The following is a 19,748-nucleotide window of genomic DNA, read 5'->3' as shown; positions in this document are numbered from 1 at the left end:
ATGGGCTGGAACAACCCGCCGATCCCCTGGTCGGAGTTCGAGCGCCGCCTCTCCAGCGGCAAGCGCGCCGACGGCACGGTCGTCCAGGGCGACGGCGGCGACAGTCCGGCCTGGTCGCACAAGCGCCCCGCCTACGTGGCAGGGGACGACGTCCGGCCGCCGGCTCATCCGGTGCCCTACGCCGAGCTGCACGCCCACTCCCACTTCAGCTTCCTCGACGGGGCGAGCAAGCCGGAGCAGCTGGTCGAGGAGGCGGTCCGGCTCGGCATCGACACCCTCGCGCTCACCGACCACGACGGCCTCTACGGCATCGTGAGGATGGCCGAGGCCGCGCAGGGGCACGCCGTCCGCACGGCCTTCGGAGCCGAGCTCTCCATCGGGCTCACCTCGCCTCAGAACGGGGTCGCCGATCCGGAGGGGACCCACCTGCTCGTCCTCGCGCGCCGCGAGGAGGGCTACCACCGCCTCGCCCGTGCGATCACCACCGCCCAGCTCGCCGGAGCCGAGAAGGGCAAGCCGAGCTACGACCTCGAGGAGCTCGCGCGCGCCGCCGACGGCCACTGGATCGTGCTGACGGGCTGCCGCAAGGGAGCGGTCCGTCAAGCGCTCGCCGCCGCAGGAGTGGCCGCGGCCGAGCAGGAGGTCCGCGAGCTCGTCCGGCTCTTCGGTCCCGCCAACGTCCTCGTGGAGCTGTACGACCACGGGGATCCCCTCGCCTCGCGCGCCAACGACCAGCTGGCGGCGATCGCCGAGAAGCTCCGGCTGCGGACGGTCGCCACCGGGAACGTGCACTACGCCCGGCCGGAGGAGCGCCCCCTCCAGACGGCCCTCGCCGCGGTCAGAGCACGCCGGAGTCTCGACGAGATGGACGGCTGGCTCCCCGCAGCGGGCGGCGCCCACCTGCGCTCCGGCGCCGAGATGGCCGAGCGCTTCGGCCGCTACCCCGGCTCCGTGGAGAACACGGTGCGCGTCGCCGACGAGATCGCCTTCGAGCTCGGCCGAGTCCGGCCCCGGCTGCCGCGCCAGGAGGTCCCCGAGGGGCACACCTCGATGAGCTGGCTGCGCGAGCTCGTGCGCGAGGCCGTGCCGGCCAAGTACCCCCGCGCCGACGCCGACGTCCTCGCGCGCCTCGAGAAGGAGCTCGCGGTGATCGAGCAGAAGGACTTCCCGGGCTACTTCCTGATCGTCCACGACATCGTCCACTACGCCAAGCGGAACGGCATCCTCTGCCAGGGACGCGGCTCGGCCGCCAACTCGGCGGTCTGCTACGTCCTGGGCATCACGGCGGTCGACTCGATCTTCTACGACCTGCCGTTCGAGCGGTTCCTCTCCAGCATCCGCGACGAGGAGCCCGATATCGACGTCGACTTCGACTCGGAGCGGCGCGAGGAGGTGATCCAGTACGTCTACCGGAAGTACGGACGTCTGAACGCGGCCCAGGTCGCCAACGTCATCACCTACCGGCCCAAGTTCGCCGTGCGCGACATGGCCAAGGCCCTCGGATACAGCGCCGGGCAGCAGGACGGCTGGTCGAAGCAGGTCGAGCGGTGGGGGTCCGTCACCGAGAGCACCGACCACGACATCCCCGAGGACGTGGTCGCCCTGACCACCCGGGTGCTGGGCACGCCCCGGCACCTGGGCATCCACTCCGGCGGCATGGTGCTGACCGACCGGCCCGTGGGCGAGGTCTGCCCGATCGAGCCCGCTCGGATGGAGGACCGCACCGTCCTGCAGTGGGACAAGGACGACTGCGCCTGGATGGGCCTGGTCAAGTTCGACCTCCTCGGGCTCGGGATGCTCGCCGCCCTGCAGTACACGTTCGACCTCGTCGCCGAGCACGTCGGCGAGAAGTGGGACCTCTCCACCCTCCCCCGGGAGGAGAAGGGCGTCTACGACCAGCTCTGCCGCGCCGATTCGATCGGGGTGTTCCAGGTCGAGAGCAGGGCGCAGATGGGCACCCTCCCCCGGCTGCAGCCGCGCCGCTTCTACGATCTGGTGATCGAGGTCGCGCTCATCCGCCCCGGCCCCATCCAGGGCGGTGCGGTCCACCCCTACATCCGCCGCAAGCTCGGCGAGGAGCCGGTGACGTACCAGCACCCCCTCCTCGTGACGCCGCTCAAGCGCACCCTCGGCGTGCCGCTCTTCCAGGAGCAGCTCATGCAGGTGGCCGTGGCCGTCGGCGACTGCAACGCGGAGGACGCCGACCTGCTGCGCCGGGCGATGGGGTCCAAGCGCGGGACCGAGAAGATCGAGACCCTCCGCGAGCGGCTCTACCAGGGGATGGCCCGCAACGGCATCACGGGCGAGGTCGCGGACGACATCTACCTCCGGATCCAGGCCTTCGCGAACTTCGGCTTCGCCGAGAGCCATGCGATCAGCTTCGCCCTGCTGGTCTACGCGAGCGCCTGGCTCCGCCTGCACTACCCCGCCGCGTTCACCGCCGCGCTGCTGCGGGCGCAGCCCATGGGCTTCTACGCCCCGCACACCCTGGTCGCCGATGCCCGGCGTCACGGAGTGGAGGTCGTCTCGCCCGACGTCAATCGCTCGCTGGCGCCTCCCGGGCTCGAGGCGAAGGAGGACACCCCCGCACGCCGGAGGGGCGGTGCCGCCTACGGGAGCGACGACTGCCTCCGCGCCGATCAGCCGCCCACGGGGCTGTTCGACCGCACCGAGCACTTCCCTACGGACGACCACAGGCGCGACAGCGGCTTCGTGATCAGGCTCGGGCTGGCCGGGGTGAAGGGCATCGGCACCTCGCTCGCCGAGCACATCGTCGCCGAGCGCGAGCGCGGCGGACCCTACGCGAGCATGGCCGACCTCTCGCGTCGGGTCGGCACGACCGCGGCTCAGCTGGAGGCCCTCGGTGCCGCGGGCGCCTTCGACACGCTCGGTCTGCAGCGCCGGCAGGCGCTCTGGGAGGCCGGCACCGCCGCAGGCGACCGCGAGGAGTTCCTCGCCGGTTCCACGGTCGTCGTGCAGCCCCCGCTCCTGCCGATGCTCTCCCCTCAGGAGCGCGTGGTCTTCGACTTCTGGGCCACCGGCATCTCGCCCGACGACCATCCGCTGCGCCACCTCCGCGAGGGACTCGCTCGCCGCGGCGCCCGCTCCTCGGCCGATCTCCCCGCCATCCCCTCGGGGACCCGGATCGAGGTCGGCGGGGTCGTGATCCACCGCCAACGTCCCTCCACAGCCGGTGGAGTGACCTTCCTCAACCTCGAGGACGAGCACGGGATCCTCAACGTGATCTGCTCCGTCGGAGTATGGAACCGCTACCGCCGCGTGGCCCGCGAGGCACCCGCCCTGCTGGTCAGGGGGATCCTCGAGCGCTCCGACGAGGGGGTGACGAACCTCCTCGCCGACAGGTTCGAGACCCTCACGGTCGGCGCTCGCACCACCTCCCGCAACTTCCGATGACCCCTCAGCGGCACCGCCCGCTCGCCCCACGAGAAAGCGACACCATGACCACTCTCGACCACGCCGCTCCCGCTCCGCACCTCGATGCGCCGCTCCTGAACGACCGCGAGCTGCGCGAGCGCGTCTCCTCGCTGATCGGACCGGCCTACCGCCGGGCGCTGTGGCCGATCTTCCTCGACCGCGACGGCGTGCAGCTGCCGATCCTCTACCCGGTGGACGGACTCCCTGTGCACCCCGACGAGGAGAAGACCGAGCGGATCGTCGCCACCCTCGCCAAGGCCGTGGCGCACCAGGACGTGGGCTCGCTCGCCTTCGCCCTGGAACGTCCCGGGCGCGCCTTCCTCGGCGAGACCGATCGGGTCCTCGCCCGTCACCTGGCGGCGGCGTGCCACAAGCGGGCCATCCCCCTCCGCGCGCTCCTGCTCGTCCACGACGAGGGAGTGCGGGTCGTGACCGCGACGGAGTACGCCGCGGTCACGCTCTGAGCGCTCGGGCCCGAGGCGGCCGTTCAGGACAGCGGCGGCCGGCCACCTGAACAGCCGGCCGCCACGGAGCTCAGGCGCTCAGGCGCTCAGGCGCTCAGGCGCTCAGGCGCTCAGCGTCACCAGCAGCGAGGAACCGCCGAGATCCACCTCGGTGTCCCCGGGCTGCACCGCGTACTCCCCGACGCCGAGCAGCGTCTCCGCCACCTCCGGCAGGGCGATGCGGGCGGCGGACTCGCCGACGTTGATCGCGACGGTCACCCGACCGCGGCCGAGAGTCAGCCAGCGGGCCTCCTCGTCGAACTCCACGCGGAGCGACCCGAAGCGCGGGTCCGTCAGCTCGGGGTAGCGGCGGCGGATCGCCGCCAGCTCGCGGTACACCTCGAGGGTGCGGGCGTGACGCCCCTCCCCGACCTCGGACCAGTCGAGCCGCGAGCGCAGGAACGTCTCCGGGTCCTGCGGGTCGGGCACGACCTCCGGGTCCCAGCCCATTTTCGCGAACTCCTCGATGCGGCCCTTCGCCGTCGCCTCACCCAGATCCTTCTCCGGGTGCGAGGTGAAGAACTGCCACGGGGTCGACGCCGCCCACTCCTCGCCCATGAACAGCATGGGAGTGAAAGGGCCCAGCAGCGTCAGAGCAGCGGCGATCGCGAGACGCCCCTCGTCGAGGGACGCCGTCAGACGGTCGCCGACCGCCCGGTTGCCGATCTGGTCGTGGTTCTGGCTGCAGACCACCAGGCGCCAGGTCGGCATGTGCTCGGTGTCCACCGGACGGCCGTGGTGACGGCCGCGGAACGTCGAGAGGGTGCCGTCGTGGAAGAAGCCCCGGGTCAGCACCTTCGCGAGGGCGCCGAGCGGCGCGAAGTCCTCGTAGTAGCCCGTGGTCTCCCCGGTCAGCGCGACGTGGACCGCGTGGTGGAAGTCGTCGCTCCACTGCGCGTCGAGCCCGTAGCCGTGCGCCTCCCGCGGAGTGATCAGCGTCGGGTCGTTGAGGTCGGACTCGGCGATCAGCGTCAGAGGGCGCCCGACGTGGGCCGACAGCACGGCCACCTCGCTCGCCATCTCCTCGAGCACGTGCACGGCCCGCTCGTCCGAGAGGGCGTGCACCGCGTCCAGGCGCAGGGCGTCGACGTGGTAGTCGCGCAGCCACATCAGAGCGTTGTCGATGATGTACCCGCGGACGGTGTCCGAACCCTCGCCGTCGAGGTTGATCGAGCTGCCCCAGGTGTTGGCCTTCTCGTTCTTGAGGTACGGGCCGAACTCCGGCAGGTAGTTGCCGCTCGGGCCGAGGTGGTTGTAGACGACGTCCTGGACCACGCCGAGGCCGGCACGGTGGGCGGCGTCCACGAAGCGCTGGTACGCCTCGGGTCCGCCGTACGGCTCGTGCACGGCGTACCAGAGGACGCCGTCGTAGCCCCAGTTGTGCGTTCCGTTCACCGCGTTGACCGGCAGCAGCTCGATGAAGTCCACGCCGATCGAGCGCAGGTGCTCGAAGCGCTCCGCCGCCGCGTCCAGGGTGCCCTCGGGTGTGAACGTGCCGAGGTGCAGCTCGTAGATGACGGCGCCGGCGAGCTCGCGCCCGGTCCAGGCGGAGTCGCCCCACTCGTGCGCCGAGGGGTCGAACGTGCGCGAGAGCTCGTGCACGCCCTTCGGCTGGCGGCGCGAGCGGGGGTCCGGCAGCGGACCACTGCCGTCCACCCGGTACCCGTAGTCGACCTCGCCGGTGGCCGGGGCCGACGCGGGCGCCCGCCACCATCCGTCGTCTCCGTGGCGGGTCATCGTCAGCGACGAGTCGTCGCCGAGGAGGAGCTCGACCGTCGAGGCCTCGGGGGCCCAGACGTCGAACCGCTCGGGCCCGGTCGTCGGGAGTGCGTAGCGGTAGGGAGTCGTGCTGATCACTGCTGTCTCCAGGAGGGGTCGGATCGGTCTGCGGTGCGGTGCGGAACCGGTCAGGAGACCGGGGCGAGCAGTGCCACGGGGTAGTCGGCGAGGATCTCGGCGACCGGAGTCACTCCTCCCGCGAAGGTGCGGCCGGTGAGGACGTCCTCCATCGGGTGCCCGGGCAGGACCACGACCGTGCCGTTCCACCCGCCCGAAGCGGCGAGGCCCTCGGGGAGCCTGGTCGCGACGGTCAGCGCGCCGCCGCGGTCGAAAGCGATCGCGTGCTCGGCGGCGGGCCCGATCGCGGGGACGGCGGCGTAGCGGGTGAACAGCTCGGGGCGGTCGCGGCGGAGCCGGAGGGCGCGAGAGGTGACGAGGAGCTTCGCGGCTCCCTCGGCGTCGATCGCGGGCTTCCAGCCGCCGTCGATCCGCTCCAGCAGCGCTCGACGCTGCCCGAAGTCGACCTCGCGGCGGTTGTCCGGGTCGACGAGGGAGGTCTCCCAGAGCTCGCTGCCCTGGTAGACGTCCGGGATGCCCGGGGCGGTGATCTGCACGAGCTTCGCGGCGAGGCCGTTCGACCAGCCGGCGGCCGACACCCGCTCGACGGTCTGCTCGACCAGCCGGCGGACGGCGGGCTCGTCGAACGCCGCGTCTATCGCCGCGTGCATCCGCTTCTCGAACTGCTCGTCAGGAGCGGTCCAGTGCGTCGAGTCGTCGGCCTCGCGCGACGCCTTCTCGGCGTAGGCGTGCAGGCGCTCGCGGCTCGCGGGCCAGGTCCCCACGACGGCCTCCCAGAGCAGGTGCTCGATCGGGCCGTCGCCGAAGCCGACGAGGGCGTGGAGCTCGCGGAGCGTCGCCGCCCACGCCTCCGGGTCCTCGGCCAGTGCGGTGATGCGGGCACGGGTGTCCTCGCCGCGCTTCGTGTCGTGGGTCGAGAGCGTGGTGAGCGAGGCGGGGAACGAGGCCTGGCGCACGGCCTGGCGGCGGTGGAACTCGACCAGGTCGATCGCGAACTCGTCCGGGTCCGCTCCGACCTCGTTCAGCGAGGTGAGGCGGCTGAAGCGGTAGAACGCCGTGTCCTCGACGCCCTTCGCCATCACCATGCCGGAGGTCTGCTGGAAGCGCACGGACACCGGCGTGCCGGTCTCGCCGAGCGCCGCGGCGACCTCGTCGATGGTCGCGCGGATCTCGGGGCGGCGGCGCACGGCGTCGACGCGGGCGTGCTCGAGGTGCTCCGCTCCGTAGGGGAGGTAGCTGCGGTAGACCGGGTAGGTCGCCAGGAGCTCCGCCAGCGCGTCGTCCGCTCCCTCGATGCCGGGGATCAGGCGGGCCAGCCGCAGGACCTCGGAGCGGAGGATGCCGTCGGCGATGCCGCGCTTGGTGTCGTGGATGAGGTCGGCCCACTGCAGCGGGGCGCCCTTCCCCGTGAGCTCGGCGTCGAGGCCCTCCAGCACGGGGCGGGCGTCGGGGTCGACCAGGATGCGGTCGACGTCGGCCAGGGCGTCGTAGCCCGTGGTGCCGACGGTCGCCCAGTGCGGCGGGAGCTCCTCGTCGCCCTCGAGGATCTTCTCGACCCAGACCGGCGCGCCGCCGATCGCGCGGGCCAGGTCGTCGAGGTATCCGCCCGGGTCGGCCAGGCCGTCCGGGTGGTCGACGCGCAGGCCGTCTGCGAGCCCCTCGGTGAACCAGCGGACGATCTCGGCGTGCGAGGCGTCGAACACCTCGGGCCGCTCGACCGTGATGGCGGCGAGGGTGTTCACCGCGAAGAAGCGGCGGTAGTTCAGCTCGGCGTCGGCGCGGCGCCAGTTCACGAGCTCGTAGCTCTGGCGCTCGTGCACCGTGCGGCCGGAGTCGCCGGGCTCGGCGGTGCCGGGCGCGATCGGCAGCCGGTTCTCGTAGTAGTGCAGCTCGTCGCCGACGACCTCGAGCGCGTCGAGCTCGCTGTCGCTGTCTCCCTCGCTCGCACCGTCGCCGAGGATCGGCACGCGCAACTTCCCGCCCCCCGCCTCCCAGTCGATGTCGAAGGCGGTGGCGTAGCGGGAGGACGTCCCGTTCCTCAGCAGGTCCCACCACCACGAGTTCTCGCTCGGGGTCGCGACGCCCATGTGGTTGGGGACGATGTCGATGAGGACGCCGAGGCCCTCCGCCCGCGCCGCGGCCGAGGCGTTCGCCAGGCCGGCCGCGCCACCGCGGTCGGGATCGACCTCGGTGTGGTCCACCACGTCGTAGCCGTGGTCCGAGCCGGGCTCGGCCTTCAGCAGCGGCGAGAAGTACAGCCAGTCCGCTCCGAGCGCGCGCACGTAGTCGGCGACGCGGGCGGCGTCGTCGAGGTCGAACGCCGACCGGATCTGGAGGCGGTAGGTGGAGGCGGGCAGACGCACGTCAGGCTCCTGTCGAGGGTGCGGTCGCGGAGTCGGTCGACTCGGCGTGGGGGCTGGTGGGTCCGGTCGAGGAGACGATCGGGATGGCCGAGGTGGCGGCCAGGGACGCGAGCGAGGCGGCGACCGAGTGGTCGACCTCGGGCTCGGGGGTGCTGTGCTCCTGGAGGATGACGAGCGACTTCGCCTGGACGGTGAGCATCGCCCCCGCCGGACGCGGGATCGAGTCCGCCTCGGCGCCGGCGGTGTCGACGAGGACGCTCCACTCGAGCGCGTACTCGTCGCTCGGGATCGCGAACTCGACGTCGACGTCGTCGGCGTTGAAGTACAGGAGGAAGCTGTCGTCGGTGACGGGGCGCCCGCGCTGGTCGCGCTCGCGGATCCCGTTGCCGTTGAGGTAGATGCCCACCGATCGGCCGAGACCGGAGTCCCAGTCGGACGGGGACATCTCGGTGCCGGCGGCGGTGAACCAGACGATGTCGGGCAGGGGCTCGCCGTCGCCGCGCAGGACGGGGCGGCCGTCGAAGAAGCGCATGCGGCGGAAGGTCGGGTGCTCGGCGCGCAGGCGGATGAGCGCCGCGGTGAACTCGAGCAGCGGCCGGTCGGCGTGCGCCCAGTCGATCCAGGTCAGCTCGCTGTCCTGGGCGTAGGTGTTGTTGTTGCCGTTCTGGGTCCGGCCCAGCTCGTCGCCGTGGAGGATCATCGGGACGCCCTGGGAGATCAGCATCGTCGCGAGGAAGTTCCGCTGCTGGCGTGCCCGGAGCGCGAGCACCCGCGGGTCGTCCGTGGGCCCCTCCACGCCGTGGTTCCAGGAGCGGTTGTGCGACTCCCCGTCGTTGCCGTCCTCGCCGTTGGCGTCGTTGTGCTTCTCGTTGTACGAGACCAGGTCCCGGAGGGTGAAGCCGTCGTGCGCCGTGACGAAGTTGATCGAGGCGACCGGGTAGCGGCCCGAGTGCGCGTAGAGGTCGGCCGAGCCGGTGAGGCGGGAGGCGAACTCCCCCAGCGTCGACGGCTCGCCGCGCCAGAAGTCGCGGACCGTGTCGCGGTACTTGCCGTTCCACTCCGTCCACTGGGGCGGGAAGTTGCCCACCTGGTAGCCGCCCGGCCCGACGTCCCACGGCTCGGCGATCAGCTTCACCTGCGAGACCACCGGGTCCTGCTGGACGAGCTCGAAGAAGGTGGAGAGCCGGTCGACGTCGTAGAACTCGCGTGCCAGCGCCGAGGCGAGGTCGAAGCGGAAGCCGTCGACGCGCATCTCCGTCACCCAGTAGCGCAGCGAGTCCATGATCAGCTGGAGCGAGTGCGGGTGGCGCACGTTCAGGGTGTTCCCGGTGCCGGTGTAGTCCATGTAGTAGCGCTTGTCGTCGTCGACGAGGCGGTAGTACGCCTCGTTGTCGATGCCGCGGAACGACAGCGTGGGGCCGAGGTGGTTGCCCTCCGCCGTGTGGTTGTAGACCACGTCGAGGATGACCTCGATGCCGGCAGCGTGGAGCGCCTTCACCATGCTCTTGAACTCCTGGACCTGCTGGCCCTGGTCGCCCGTGGAGGAGTAGGTGTTCTGCGGAGCGAAGAAGCCGATCGTGTTGTAGCCCCAGTAGTTCGAGAGGCCCTTGTCCATCAGCGTCGAATCGTTCACGAACTGGTGCACGGGCATGAGCTCGATCGCCGAGACGCCCAGGTGCTTGAGGTGGTCGATCACCGCGGGGTGGGCGACTCCGGCGTAGGTGCCGCGGAGCTCCTCCGGCACGTCGGGATGCGTCTTGGTGAGCCCCTTCACGTGCGCCTCGTAGATCACGGTGCTGTCGTAGGAGGTGCGCGGGCGGCGGTCACCGGCCCAGTCGAAGAAGGGGTTGATGACGACGCCCATCATCATGTGCGGCGCCGAGTCCTCGTCGTTCGTCGAGTCCGGGTCGCCGAAGGTGTACGAGAAGAGGGACTGGTCCCAGTCGATCTCCCCCGAGATCGCCTTCGCGTAGGGGTCCAGCAGCAGCTTGTTCGGGTTGCAGCGGTGGCCGGCATCGGGGTCGTACGGTCCGTGGATGCGGAAGCCGTAGCGCTGGCCCGGCTGGACCTGCGGAAGGTAGCAGTGCCAGACGTAGGCGTCCGACTCCTGGATCTCGACGCGCGTCTCGGTGCCGTCCTCCTCGAAGAGGCACAGCTCGACGCGCTCGGCGATCTCACTGAACAGGGCGAAGTTCGTGCCGCTTCCGTCGAACGTCGCGCCCAACGGGTAGGCGGTTCCGGGCCAGGTCTCCACGAGACTCCTCAGGGGATTGTTCTCGGGCAGTCCGGGAGACGCCGATGTGCGGTCTGCGGATGCCCGACGTCGGGGGTGATGGTCCGTCACTTCCGCGACGGACCGACTGCTCAGCTTAGCGAGCGTGTCTCGAGCATTCCCCTGACGGTCAGCGCTCATCGCGCGGTCCTCCTCCGGTGGTCACGACCGGCGGCCGGAACCGCCGTCCGGTTCGTCCTGCGGGCGCGTGAGCGGGCAGGTCGTTCCGGTGGGTCACGCTCGAACAGTACGGTCGCGCCCGGTCCGCCGGGGAGGGCTGGCGCCGCGCCGGGTGCATCGGCTAGAACGCGCCGGAGGGACTGTCCGGCGCACGCGGAGGGGCCGGCCGGGCTGGGCGGGAGCAGCGATCGGCCCCGTCGTCAGGGCCACGTCGCCACGGACCGGGGCGCCGCACCGCGATCAGTGCGAGCCGAGCCTGCGCCGCAGGAGGTCGATCCGCGCCTGCAGCTGGGTCACGCTCGCCTGCGCCACCGCGGGTCCGCCGCAGAGCCGGCGCAGCTCGGTGTGCACCTGGCCGTGCGACTCGCCCGTCCCCCGTGCCCACAGGCCGACCAGGGAGTTGAGCAGGCTGCGCTGCTCCTTGAGCGTGCGGTAGAGCGGCGCCGGGATCTCGCTCGCCGGCTCGGCCGGGGCCGCCGCGCCCGCGCGGCTGCCGGCGCGCTTGGCCTGCCGCTGCTGCCGGTGCTGGAGCAGCTCCCGCACCTGGTCGGGCTCGAGGAGCCCCGGCAGGCCGATGAAGTCGAGCTCCTCCTCGCTCTCGACCTCGACCTCCATCCCGAACTCGGCGCCCTCGTAGACGACGCGGTCGAAGGTGGCGGCCGAGCCGATCGACTCGAAGCGGCCCTCCTCCAGGAGATCGGAGGACGCCTTGTCGCTGCGCTCGGCGTCGGCCATCAGGTCGGCCTCGGGGTACTCCTCGTCGTCGGAGGTCCTGCGGTCGAGGGCGTGATCGCGCTGCAGCTCCATCGAGCCCGCCAGCGCGAGCAGGCCGGGCACGTTCGGGAGGAACACCGAGGCGGTCTCGCCGCGGCGCCGCGCGCGCACGAAGCGGCCGATCGCCTGGGCGAAGAACAGAGGAGTCGACGCCGATGTCGCGTAGACGCCGACGGCGAGCCTCGGCACGTCGACGCCCTCGGAGACCATGCGGACCGCGACCATCCAGCGACTGGTGTCCTTCGCGAACTCCTCGATCCGGTCGCTCGCCTCCTTCTCGTCGGAGAGCACGACGGTGACGGTCTCGCCGCTGATCTCGCGGAGCATCGCGGCGTAGGCGCGCGCGGTGTAGTGGTCGGTCGCGATGACCAGGCCGCCGGCGTCTGGCACGGCGCGCCGCACCTCGGTGAGGCGGGTGTTCGCGGCGCGGAGGACAGAGGGGATCCAGTCGCCCTTCGGGTCCAGCGCGGTCCGCCAGGCCTGCGAGGTGATGTCCTTGGTGTTGCCCTCGCCGAGCCGCGCCTCCATCTCGTCGCCGGCCTTCGACTTCCAGCGCATCTGCCCGGCGTAGACCATGAACAGCACCGGCCGGACGACGCCGTCCGCGAGCGCGCGGCCGTAGCCGTAGGCGTAGTCGGTGAGCGAGGTGCGGATGCCCTCCTCGTCCGGCAGGTAGCTGACGAACGGGATCGCTGCCGTGTCCGAGCGGAACGGCGTCCCGGTCAGCGAGAGCCGGCGGACGGCGGGCTCGAAGGCCTCGCGCACCGCGTCGCCCCAGCTGAGCGCGTCGCCGGCGTGGTGCACCTCGTCGAGGATGACGAGGGTGCGCCCGGACAGGGTGAGCTCGCGGTGGAGCTCGGCGCGGACGGCGACCTGCGCGTAGGTGACGGCGACGCCGTGGTAGTGGCGGGCGTGGCGGCCCATGCGGTTGGTGAAGGTCGGGTCCAGGCGGATGCCGACGCGGTGCGCGGCCTCGGCCCACTGGCGCTTGAGGTGCTCCGTCGGCGCGACCACGGTGATCCGGTCGACCGTGCGGTTGTGCAGCAGCTCGGCGGCCAGCCGCAGCGCGAAGGTGGTCTTGCCCGCGCCCGGGGTCGCGGCGGCCAGGAAGTCGCGCGGCTCGTGCTGGAAGTAGGCCTCGAGCGCCTCCGCCTGCCAGGCGCGGAGCTTGTTCGCGGTACCCCACGGCGCCCTGCCCGGGAACGACGGGGACAGGTGCTCAGCGGCGGAGGTGCCGACCTGATGACCGAAGCTCGAGGGACTGTTCACGTGGACCGAATCTAGCCGACGCCTCCGACAGCGGCTCGGTCTCCGCGGCCCGCCGGGAGGCGCACGGCGTGTCGCGCCGTGCCACCGGCGGCCGGGTGCGGAGCATGATGGAGGGATGGTCGAGCAGCGTCATCCGTGGTCCCGCTACGTCGCCCTGGGCGACTCCTTCACCGAGGGGATCGGCGATCCGGAGCCCGGCAGCCCCGGCGGGCACCGCGGCTGGGCGGACCGCGTGGCGGAGGTCCTGGGCAGCCAGAACGAGGACTTCGCCTACGCCAACCTGGCGGTGCGCGGCCGCCTCCTGCAGCAGATCGTCGACGAGCAGGTCGAGCCCGCCCTGGAGCTGCGCCCAGACCTCATCACCATCTCCGCGGGCGGGAACGACGTCATCCGCCCGGGGACCGACCCCGACGACATCGCGTCCCGCTTCGAGTCGGGCCTCGCCCGGCTCCGCTCCGACGGGGCGACCGTCGTCCTCTTCACCGGAGTGGATGTGGGCTTCTCCCCCGTGTTCGGGCGGATCCGCGGGAAGGTCGCGATCTACAACGAGAACCTGCGGGCGCTGGCCAAGCGGTACGACTGCATCGTCGCCGACCAGTGGTCCCTCCAGGAGATCCAGGACGTGCGGATGTGGGCGCCGGACCGCCTGCACCTCAACCCGCACGGCCACCACGAGGTCGCGCGCATGGTCCTCGAGTCGCTGAACGTCGAGAACGACCTGCGCCCCCTCGCCCCGGAGCCGCTGCACGCCCGCACCTGGCGTGCCGCCCGCACGGAGGACATCCAGTGGGCGCGGGAGTACCTCGTGCCGTGGGTGCTGCGCCGAGTCCGCCACCAGTCCTCCGGCGACTTCATCACCGCCAAGCGGCCCTCCGCCGAGCGCTGGAGCACCGATCCCGCGGCCTCGGAGCCGGGCTCGGTCGTGCCGGGCAACGCGACGCCGGAGGAGGTCGCCGAGGACATCGCGACCGCGGGCGTGCGGATCATCGACGACCGGGCCGCGGATCCCCTGGCCTGATCCGCTCCCGGGAGGCGGCGGCTCGCCCCGCGCTCAGCCGAACAGCTCGGCCGGGTGGCCGAGGCGCCAGGCGAAGCCCGGGTCCTCGATCGACCCGTCGGCGACGAGGGGAAGCTCGTACGGGGTGCCGTTGACGTCGACGGTCGCGGTCCCCACGCGCTCGCCGTCGGCGACGGTCTCGAGCGGATCGAGGGCGACCGTGGTCGTCGTCGAGACCGCACCCCACACCAGCACGGACCGCGCCTCCGCGGTCTCGGCCGTCGCCGTCTCCCCCCAGGCGCTCGTGAGGGTGCCGTAGTCCTGCCCCTCGACGGTCAGCGGGACGGTCCGGAAGCCCGCCTCGACGGTCGGGACGAGGGTCAGCACGTCCGCGGCGAGCTGCGGGTGCGTGCGCGCGCCCACCACCACGCCGACGAGGGTGACCGGCCGGCCCTCGACGGTCGCGTCGAGCGAGAACAGCAGGCACGAGCCCGCCTCGTCGGTCGTCCCCGTCTTGATACCGTCCACTCCCGAGCGGCCGAGGAGCGAGTTGGTGTTGTCGACCTCGCCGACCCCCGGGATGACCGCGGTCGGCGTCGCGACGATCGGAGCGAGCACCGGGTCCGCGATCAGCAGCTCGCCCAGGCGCACCATCTCGGCCGTCGTGCTGACCGTCGCCGGCGAGAGCCCGCTGGTGTCGGCGAGGGAGGTCCGCTCGAGCCCCTGCCCGTCGAGCCAGCCGCGCGCCGCGGCGAGGAAGGCGTCCTCCGAGCCGTACGCCCAGATAGCGAGGGACTTCGCGTAGTTGTTCGCGGACGGGAGCATCATGGCGGTCAGCGCCTCCCGCTCGGTCAGCTGCAGACCCGCGGTGACCGGAGCGTTCGAGCCGTTCTCGGCCAGGGTGTCGTTGTAGTACTGCACGTCCGCGCTCGTGAAGGTGATGGTCTCCCCGTCCGTCCCCTCCGCGATCGGCTTCGCCGCGAGGACGACGAGAGCGGTGACGACCTTGGCGATGCTCCCCGTCGGCACGGTTCCGGTGGAGCCGTAGCGGGCGAGCAGCCCGTCCTCCTCCGTCCCGTCGATGCCCACGGCCGCCACGGCGCCGGAGCCGTAGGCCGGCCAGGCCGGAGCGGGCGCGTCGACGGTGCTCGAGACGGGGTCCACCGCGACGGCGCTCGCCGTCGGCAGCTCCGCGGTCGCCGCGTTGGTCGCGTAGGCACCGCCTCCACCGACCAGCACGGTCGCAGCGACGAGACCGGCGACGACCGCCCCGCGCCGTCGACGCGGTCGCGGCTCCGGCGCGGCGGGCTCCCCGAACAGGTCGAGGGCGTCGTCGGATCGGGTCGGGGAGGTCACCCCGTCATCGTACGGGCGGGCCTCTCACCCGTCCCGGACGCCGCCCCGTCGTCGGACGAGGCGGGTGACGCGCGGCACCGACCCCGATCCCGCGTCGCGAGCGTCAGCGGCGGGTCACCGCCGGGCCGCCGAGCGCCGGAGCCCGGCGGTCAGCGCCCGCGGGTCAGCGCCCACAGTGCGACGGCGCTCGCCGAGGCCACGTTGAGCGAGTCGACGCCGTGCAGCATCGGGATGGTGACGACGGTGTCCGAGGCGTCCAGCGCCGCGCGGCTGAGCCCGTCCCCCTCGGCGCCCAGGACGATCGCGACGCGCTCGGGGCGAGCCGCCGCGTACTCGTCGAGCGGCACCGCGTCCGGAGCGAGCGCCAGCGCGGCGACCGAGAACCCGGCCTCCTCCAGAGCGCGGCGAGCCGGTGCCCACTCGGGGGTGCGCGTCCACGGCACCTGCAGGACCGTGCCCATGCTCACCCGGACGCTGCGCCGGTACAGGGGGTCCGCGCAGCGCGGCGTCACGAGGACCGCGTCCGCGCCCATGCCGGCCGCGGCGCGGAAGACGGCGCCGACGTTGGTGTGGTCGACCAGGTCCTCCAGGATCACGACGAGGCGCGCGCCCTCCAGCAGCTCGGCCATCGGCCGCAGCGGCGGACGGTGCATCGAGGCGAGCGCTCCGCGGTGGAGGTGGAATCCGGTCAGCTCCTCGATCAGCGGATCCGGCGCCACGAAGACCGGCACCTCGGGGTGACGCTCGAGCACCCCGGCCGCGTCCGGCAGCCGCTTCTCCTGCACCAGGACCGAGCGGGGACGGTGCCCGGCGTCGAGCGCCCGCTCGATCACCTTGGCCGACTCGGCGATGTACAGACCGCCCTCCGGCTCCAGCACCCGCCGCAGCGCCACGTCGGTGAGGCGGTGGTAGTCGGCGAGGAGCGGGTGGTCGAGGTCGGTGATGTGCACGATCGGCATCCCGGCAATCTAGGGCACGGCGCGGACTAAACTCGTCCAGGGGCCGCTCGAACGGCCCTCGAAGGAGGCGCGGATGGAGTCGAGTCCGACACCGGTCGCCGAGGGCCCCGAGGCGCTCGCGGTCGAGCAGGCCGTCGAACTCCTCAGCGGGCGCCGCATCGCCGCCGTCACCGGCGCGGGCATGAGCACCGACTCGGGCATCCCCGACTACCGCGGAGCCGGGGCACCGGTGCGCAGCCCGATGACCTACTCCCAGTTCGTCGCCGATCCCGACTACCGCCGCCGGTACTGGGCCGGCAGCCAGCTCGGCTGGCGCCGCTTCACCAGCACGCGCCCCAACGACGGCCACCGGGCCCTGGCCCGGCTCGAGGAGCGCGGCCTGCTCACGGGCGTCGTCACGCAGAACGTCGACGGCCTGCACGTCCGAGCCGGCTCGCGCCGCGTGGTGGATCTGCACGGCTCGGCGGACCGTGTGCGCTGCATGACCTGCGGCCAGTACTTCGCCCGCGACGCGGTGGCCGAGCGGATCGAGGCGCTCAACCCCTGGCTCGACGACCCCGACGTCTCCTCCCTCAACCCCGACGGCGACGCCGAGGTCCACGACGTCTCGGCGATGACCGTCCCTGAGTGCACGGTCTGCGGCGGGATCCTGAAGCCGGACATCGTCTTCTTCGGCGAGTTCATCCCGACCGAGCGGTTCGAGGAGGCGCGCGCCATCGTCGCGGGCGCCGACGCGCTGCTCGTGGCCGGCTCGTCGCTCGTGGTCAACTCCGGCATCCGCTTCCTCGAGATCGCCCGTCGCGCCCGGATGCCGATCGTGATCGTCAACCGCGGCACCACCAAGGGCGACTCGCGCGCGAGCATCAAGATCGACGGCGGCACCAGCGAGGTGCTCCGCGAGCTCGCCGAGCGCCTGCCCGCGCGCCGCACCGCCGCCCTCTGAGCTCCCGCCCGCTCCGCACCCGACCTCCCGAGAGGCCCCTGTGACCCAGCTCACCCTCGTCCGCCACGGCCAGACCGACTGGAACGCCGCCCGGCGCATCCAGGGCAGGAGCGACATCCCGCTCAACGCGACCGGGCGCGCCCAGGCGCGGGCGGCGGCGCGGCTGCTCGCCGATCGGCGCTTCGACGCGGTGGTCGCCAGTCCGCTGCAGCGCGCCTTCGACACCGGAGCGATCATCGCGCGCGGTCTCGGACTCGACGAGCCGCTGGCGGTGCCGGGCCTGGCCGAGCGCGCCTACGGCGAGGCGGAGGGGATGACCGGTCCCGAGCTCGCCGAGCGCTTCCCCGGAGGCATCGAGCGCGCGCCGATCCCCGGCTGCGAGACCCGCGCCGAGGTCGTCGAGCGGGCGACCGCCGCGCTGCTCGAGGTGGCCGAGCGCTTCCCCGACGCGTCCGTCGTCGTCGCCACGCACGGTGCGGTCATCGGCAGCCTGATCCGCGCGCTCAGCAGCGAGGACCTCCCCGTGCACGGCGTCTCGGTCGGCAACGGCTCCCGGCACGACTTCGCGATCGTCGACGGGGCACTGCGCATCGTCGGCGTCGACGACTCCGGCGACGTGGTCGTGGCGGACGTCGACCTCGACGACGTGCTCAGCCCGGCCCCGGGAGCCTGACGGCCCGCCTCCCGGAGGCGGTCCGATCGCCGGACCGCGTCAGCGCCGGCCGAGGTCCTGCAGGAGCCCGAAGAGCACCCGGGCGGAGTCGCGCCAGGAGAAGGCCGCGGCCCGCTCCCTCGCCCGGGCCGAGTGCGTCCGCCACACGGCGCCGTCCTCGAGCGACCGCACGCCGTCCGCGATGCCCTTCGCGCTCGACGGGTCGACGTACACGGCGGCGTCCTGGGCGATCTCGCGGAAGATCGGGATGTCGCTCACCACGACCGGCGTCCCGAGCGCCATCGCCTCGACCAGCGGGATCCCGAAGCCCTCGTCCCTGCTCGCCGTCACGAGAGCGGTCGCCCGCGCGAGCACCGCACGGTACTCCGCGTCCGGCGCCCCCTGGTGGAACACCAGCTTCGCGGTCGGCGCCAGGGCCCGGAGCGTCTCGACGGTCTCGTCGCTCGCCCGGCTCATCAGGTGCAGCTCGTAGTCGGGCAGCAGCCGCATCGCGCGCGCGAGCGTCTCGACGTTCTTGTAGGGCATGAACGAGCCCATGTAGACGAGCGAGCGCGCGGCCGACCGGTCGGGCAGCGATCCCGCCAGAGCGGCGCTCGCCTCGTCGGGCTCGGTCGCCGCGTTCGGGACGACGACCACCGGCCGGGTGGTGAGGCGGTGGGAGCGGATCAGGTCGCGGGTTGTCTCCGAGACGGTGACGACCGCATCGGCGCGCTGGAGGAGCCTCCGCTGCGGCCACCAGGCGAGGTGGTAGAGCCGCCAGAGCGCGCGCACGGGAGCGGCCAGGTCGCGCGGCGGAGTGCGGTGGCGGTAGTAGATGAGGTCGTGCACGGTCAGGACGAGCCGGTAGCGGCGGCCGAGCGAGCCCATGGTCTGCATCGGCGAGAAGACCACGTCGGGCCGCAGCCGGTTCACCAGCAGCGCGACGAACGGCTCGAACGGGCTGGTCGGCCCGGTCACGCGCTCCCACGGGAGCGACGGGAGCATCGCGAGCTGGCGGCGGTCGCTGATCAGCATGGTCACGTCGTGCAGCTTCGCGAGCTCGCGGACGAGCTCCGCGGTGTAGCGGCTGATCCCGTCGTGCCGCTCGAGCCGGGTGTACCGGCAGTCGACGACGATCCTCATCGGTCGATCCCCTCCTCGAGGGCCGCCCGCAGCACGGCGGCGGCCTCGTCCGGCGTCTCGTAGTGGATCAGGTGGCCGACTCCGTCGATGACGTGCAGGCGGGCGTGCGGCAGCCTCTCGAGCAGGCGGTACTGCGCCGGGAGCGGAGTGATGTCGTCCTGCGCCGCGGCGATCAGCTGCGTCGGCACCCTTATCCGGGAGGCGTACTCGCCGACGTCGTGCGAGACGGAGGCGCGGAACGCCTCGAGGACCGTGTCGCGGGAGGCGAAGGCGCTGAAGTACCGGTCGTGCTGGTCGTGCACGAAGCGTCGCAGCGCCGGCTCCTTCGTCTTCACCATCGCCAGGCTCATCACCCGCACGATCAGCGGGTCGCTGAGCAGGCGGCGTCCGAGGGGCCCCGGCAGGAGCGCGCCGAGCCGGTAGTAGAGGACGGCGAGCCTGGTCAGGACTCCGCGCGGACCCTGCAGGGCGGGCGCGCCGATCGGGTTGACCAGCACCAGGAGCGGAGCGGGCAGCCCGTCGGCGACGGCCGCGGCCGCGACGATCGAGCCGAAGGAGTGGCCGAGGACGGCCGCCTCGCCGCGGAGCCCCAGCGCGTCGAGGAAGGAGCCGAGCCAGGAGGCGTAGCCGTCCACGTCGTGCGGCAGGCGCGTCATCGGTGTCGAGGCGCCGAAGCCGGGCAGGTCGGGAGCGACGACCCGCACGTCCGCTCCCCCGGCGAGCAGACGGGCGACGACGGGCTCGAGGCCGTGGTGCTCGCCGCGGAACCCGTGCACCAGCACGAGGACGGTCGAGGCGTCCGGAGCGCCGTAGGTCCAGTAGGCGGTGCGGGATCCGGCGACGTCCACCGCGGCCTCGCGGACGGGGACACGGCCGAGATCGGAGGCGTAAGGGGAGGGAGTGGTCATCGCGTTCCTTATCGTAGGGAAAGCCCGTCGAAGATCTGGCCGCAACGCCTTGCGTGGCCTCGATCCGAGCCGGGAGCATGATCACGCGCTCGCAACACGGCGCACCGCCCACCCGTCTCGCGAGACGGTCATCCGCT

13 protein-coding genes are annotated in these 19,748 nt (G+C 72.5%); 5 read left to right on the top strand and 8 right to left on the bottom strand.

The genetic code is table 11. The features are described 5' to 3' along the window. The gene (locus C5D04_RS03750; protein WP_104347255.1) at window positions 1–3,414 is read left to right on the top strand and encodes an error-prone DNA polymerase; all 3,414 of its coding nucleotides are present in this window, start codon (window positions 1–3) and stop codon (window positions 3,412–3,414) included. 44 nt (window positions 3,415–3,458) lie between these two features. Continuing rightward, window positions 3,459–3,899 carry a hypothetical protein gene (locus C5D04_RS03745; protein ID WP_104221992.1) on the top strand — a complete coding sequence of 147 codons (441 nt, stop codon included), beginning with the start codon at window positions 3,459–3,461 and terminating at the stop codon, window positions 3,897–3,899. A gap of 102 nt (window positions 3,900–4,001) precedes the next feature. On the opposite strand, the gene treZ is transcribed toward C5D04_RS03745, so the two are convergent. From treZ to C5D04_RS03725, 4 genes are all read right to left on the bottom strand, one after another. Continuing rightward, the gene (gene treZ / locus C5D04_RS03740; protein WP_258065146.1) at window positions 4,002–5,795 is read right to left on the bottom strand and encodes a malto-oligosyltrehalose trehalohydrolase; all 1,794 of its coding nucleotides are present in this window, start codon (window positions 5,793–5,795) and stop codon (window positions 4,002–4,004) included. A 50-nt stretch (window positions 5,796–5,845) separates the two neighbouring features. Next, window positions 5,846–8,158, bottom strand: coding sequence for a malto-oligosyltrehalose synthase (gene treY, locus C5D04_RS03735; RefSeq protein ID WP_104347254.1), 2,313 nt, complete (start codon window positions 8,156–8,158; stop codon window positions 5,846–5,848). Between the two features lies 1 nt (window position 8,159). Further along, window positions 8,160–10,412 carry a glycogen debranching protein GlgX gene (gene glgX / locus C5D04_RS03730; RefSeq protein ID WP_104237465.1) on the bottom strand — a complete coding sequence of 751 codons (2,253 nt, stop codon included), beginning with the start codon at window positions 10,410–10,412 and terminating at the stop codon, window positions 8,160–8,162. Between the two features lie 438 nt (window positions 10,413–10,850). Then, entirely contained in the window at window positions 10,851–12,653 is a 1,803-nt protein-coding gene (locus C5D04_RS03725) for a DEAD/DEAH box helicase (protein ID WP_104237466.1), read from the bottom strand. Between the two features lie 115 nt (window positions 12,654–12,768). On the opposite strand from C5D04_RS03725, the gene C5D04_RS03720 reads away from it, so the two are divergent. After that, window positions 12,769–13,671, top strand: coding sequence for an SGNH/GDSL hydrolase family protein (locus tag C5D04_RS03720; protein WP_104262936.1), 903 nt, complete (start codon window positions 12,769–12,771; stop codon window positions 13,669–13,671). 33 nt (window positions 13,672–13,704) lie between these two features. Here C5D04_RS03720 and C5D04_RS03715 read toward each other — a convergent pair whose 3' ends face one another. Both C5D04_RS03715 and C5D04_RS03710 read right to left on the bottom strand, forming a co-directional pair. Next, window positions 13,705–15,006: a D-alanyl-D-alanine carboxypeptidase family protein gene (locus C5D04_RS03715; protein ID WP_104283659.1), complete on the bottom strand. Its 1,302-nt coding sequence runs from the start codon at window positions 15,004–15,006 to the stop codon at window positions 13,705–13,707. Between the two features lie 149 nt (window positions 15,007–15,155). Then, on the bottom strand, window positions 15,156–15,965 hold the full coding sequence (locus C5D04_RS03710; RefSeq protein ID WP_104232619.1) for an RNA methyltransferase: 810 nt from the start codon (window positions 15,963–15,965) through the stop codon (window positions 15,156–15,158). Window positions 15,966–16,038: 73 nt separating this feature from the next. On the opposite strand from C5D04_RS03710, the gene C5D04_RS03705 reads away from it, so the two are divergent. Both C5D04_RS03705 and C5D04_RS03700 read left to right on the top strand, forming a co-directional pair. Next, window positions 16,039–16,908 carry a Sir2 family NAD-dependent protein deacetylase gene (locus C5D04_RS03705; RefSeq protein ID WP_104221978.1) on the top strand — a complete coding sequence of 290 codons (870 nt, stop codon included), beginning with the start codon at window positions 16,039–16,041 and terminating at the stop codon, window positions 16,906–16,908. 40 nt (window positions 16,909–16,948) lie between these two features. Further along, complete coding sequence (locus tag C5D04_RS03700) at window positions 16,949–17,581, top strand: histidine phosphatase family protein (RefSeq protein WP_104232621.1); 633 nt, start codon at window positions 16,949–16,951, stop codon at window positions 17,579–17,581. A 39-nt stretch (window positions 17,582–17,620) separates the two neighbouring features. Here C5D04_RS03700 and C5D04_RS03695 read toward each other — a convergent pair whose 3' ends face one another. Then, window positions 17,621–18,703, bottom strand: a complete 1,083-nt coding sequence (locus tag C5D04_RS03695) for a glycosyltransferase family 1 protein (RefSeq protein WP_104225279.1) — start codon at window positions 18,701–18,703, stop codon at window positions 17,621–17,623. Next, window positions 18,700–19,611, bottom strand: a complete 912-nt coding sequence (locus C5D04_RS03690) for an alpha/beta fold hydrolase (protein ID WP_104347253.1) — start codon at window positions 19,609–19,611, stop codon at window positions 18,700–18,702. Before C5D04_RS03690 ends, C5D04_RS03695 begins: the two co-directional genes overlap by 4 nt. Window positions 19,612–19,748: the final 137 nt, after the last annotated feature.

Source organism: Rathayibacter sp. AY1D2 (assembly GCF_002932695.1).
GTDB lineage: Bacteria > Actinomycetota > Actinomycetes > Actinomycetales > Microbacteriaceae > Rathayibacter.
Note: the sequence above shows the minus strand (reverse complement) of the source record. Positions and strands in the feature narration are given on the sequence as shown.

Excerpts from the sequence above, each read along its gene's own strand:
- C5D04_RS03750 (WP_104347255.1), top strand. The coding sequence starts at position 1 with ATGGGCTGGAACAACCCGCCGATCCCCTGGTCGGAGTTCGAGCGCCGC.
- C5D04_RS03745 (WP_104221992.1), top strand. The coding sequence starts at position 3,459 with ATGACCACTCTCGACCACGCCGCTCCCGCTCCGCACCTCGATGCGCCG.
- C5D04_RS03720 (WP_104262936.1), top strand. The coding sequence starts at position 12,769 with ATGGTCGAGCAGCGTCATCCGTGGTCCCGCTACGTCGCCCTGGGCGAC.
- C5D04_RS03710 (WP_104232619.1), bottom strand. The coding sequence starts at position 15,965 with ATGCCGATCGTGCACATCACCGACCTCGACCACCCGCTCCTCGCCGAC.
- C5D04_RS03705 (WP_104221978.1), top strand. The coding sequence starts at position 16,039 with ATGGAGTCGAGTCCGACACCGGTCGCCGAGGGCCCCGAGGCGCTCGCG.
- C5D04_RS03695 (WP_104225279.1), bottom strand. The coding sequence starts at position 18,703 with ATGAGGATCGTCGTCGACTGCCGGTACACCCGGCTCGAGCGGCACGAC.
- C5D04_RS03690 (WP_104347253.1), bottom strand. The coding sequence starts at position 19,611 with ATGACCACTCCCTCCCCTTACGCCTCCGATCTCGGCCGTGTCCCCGTC.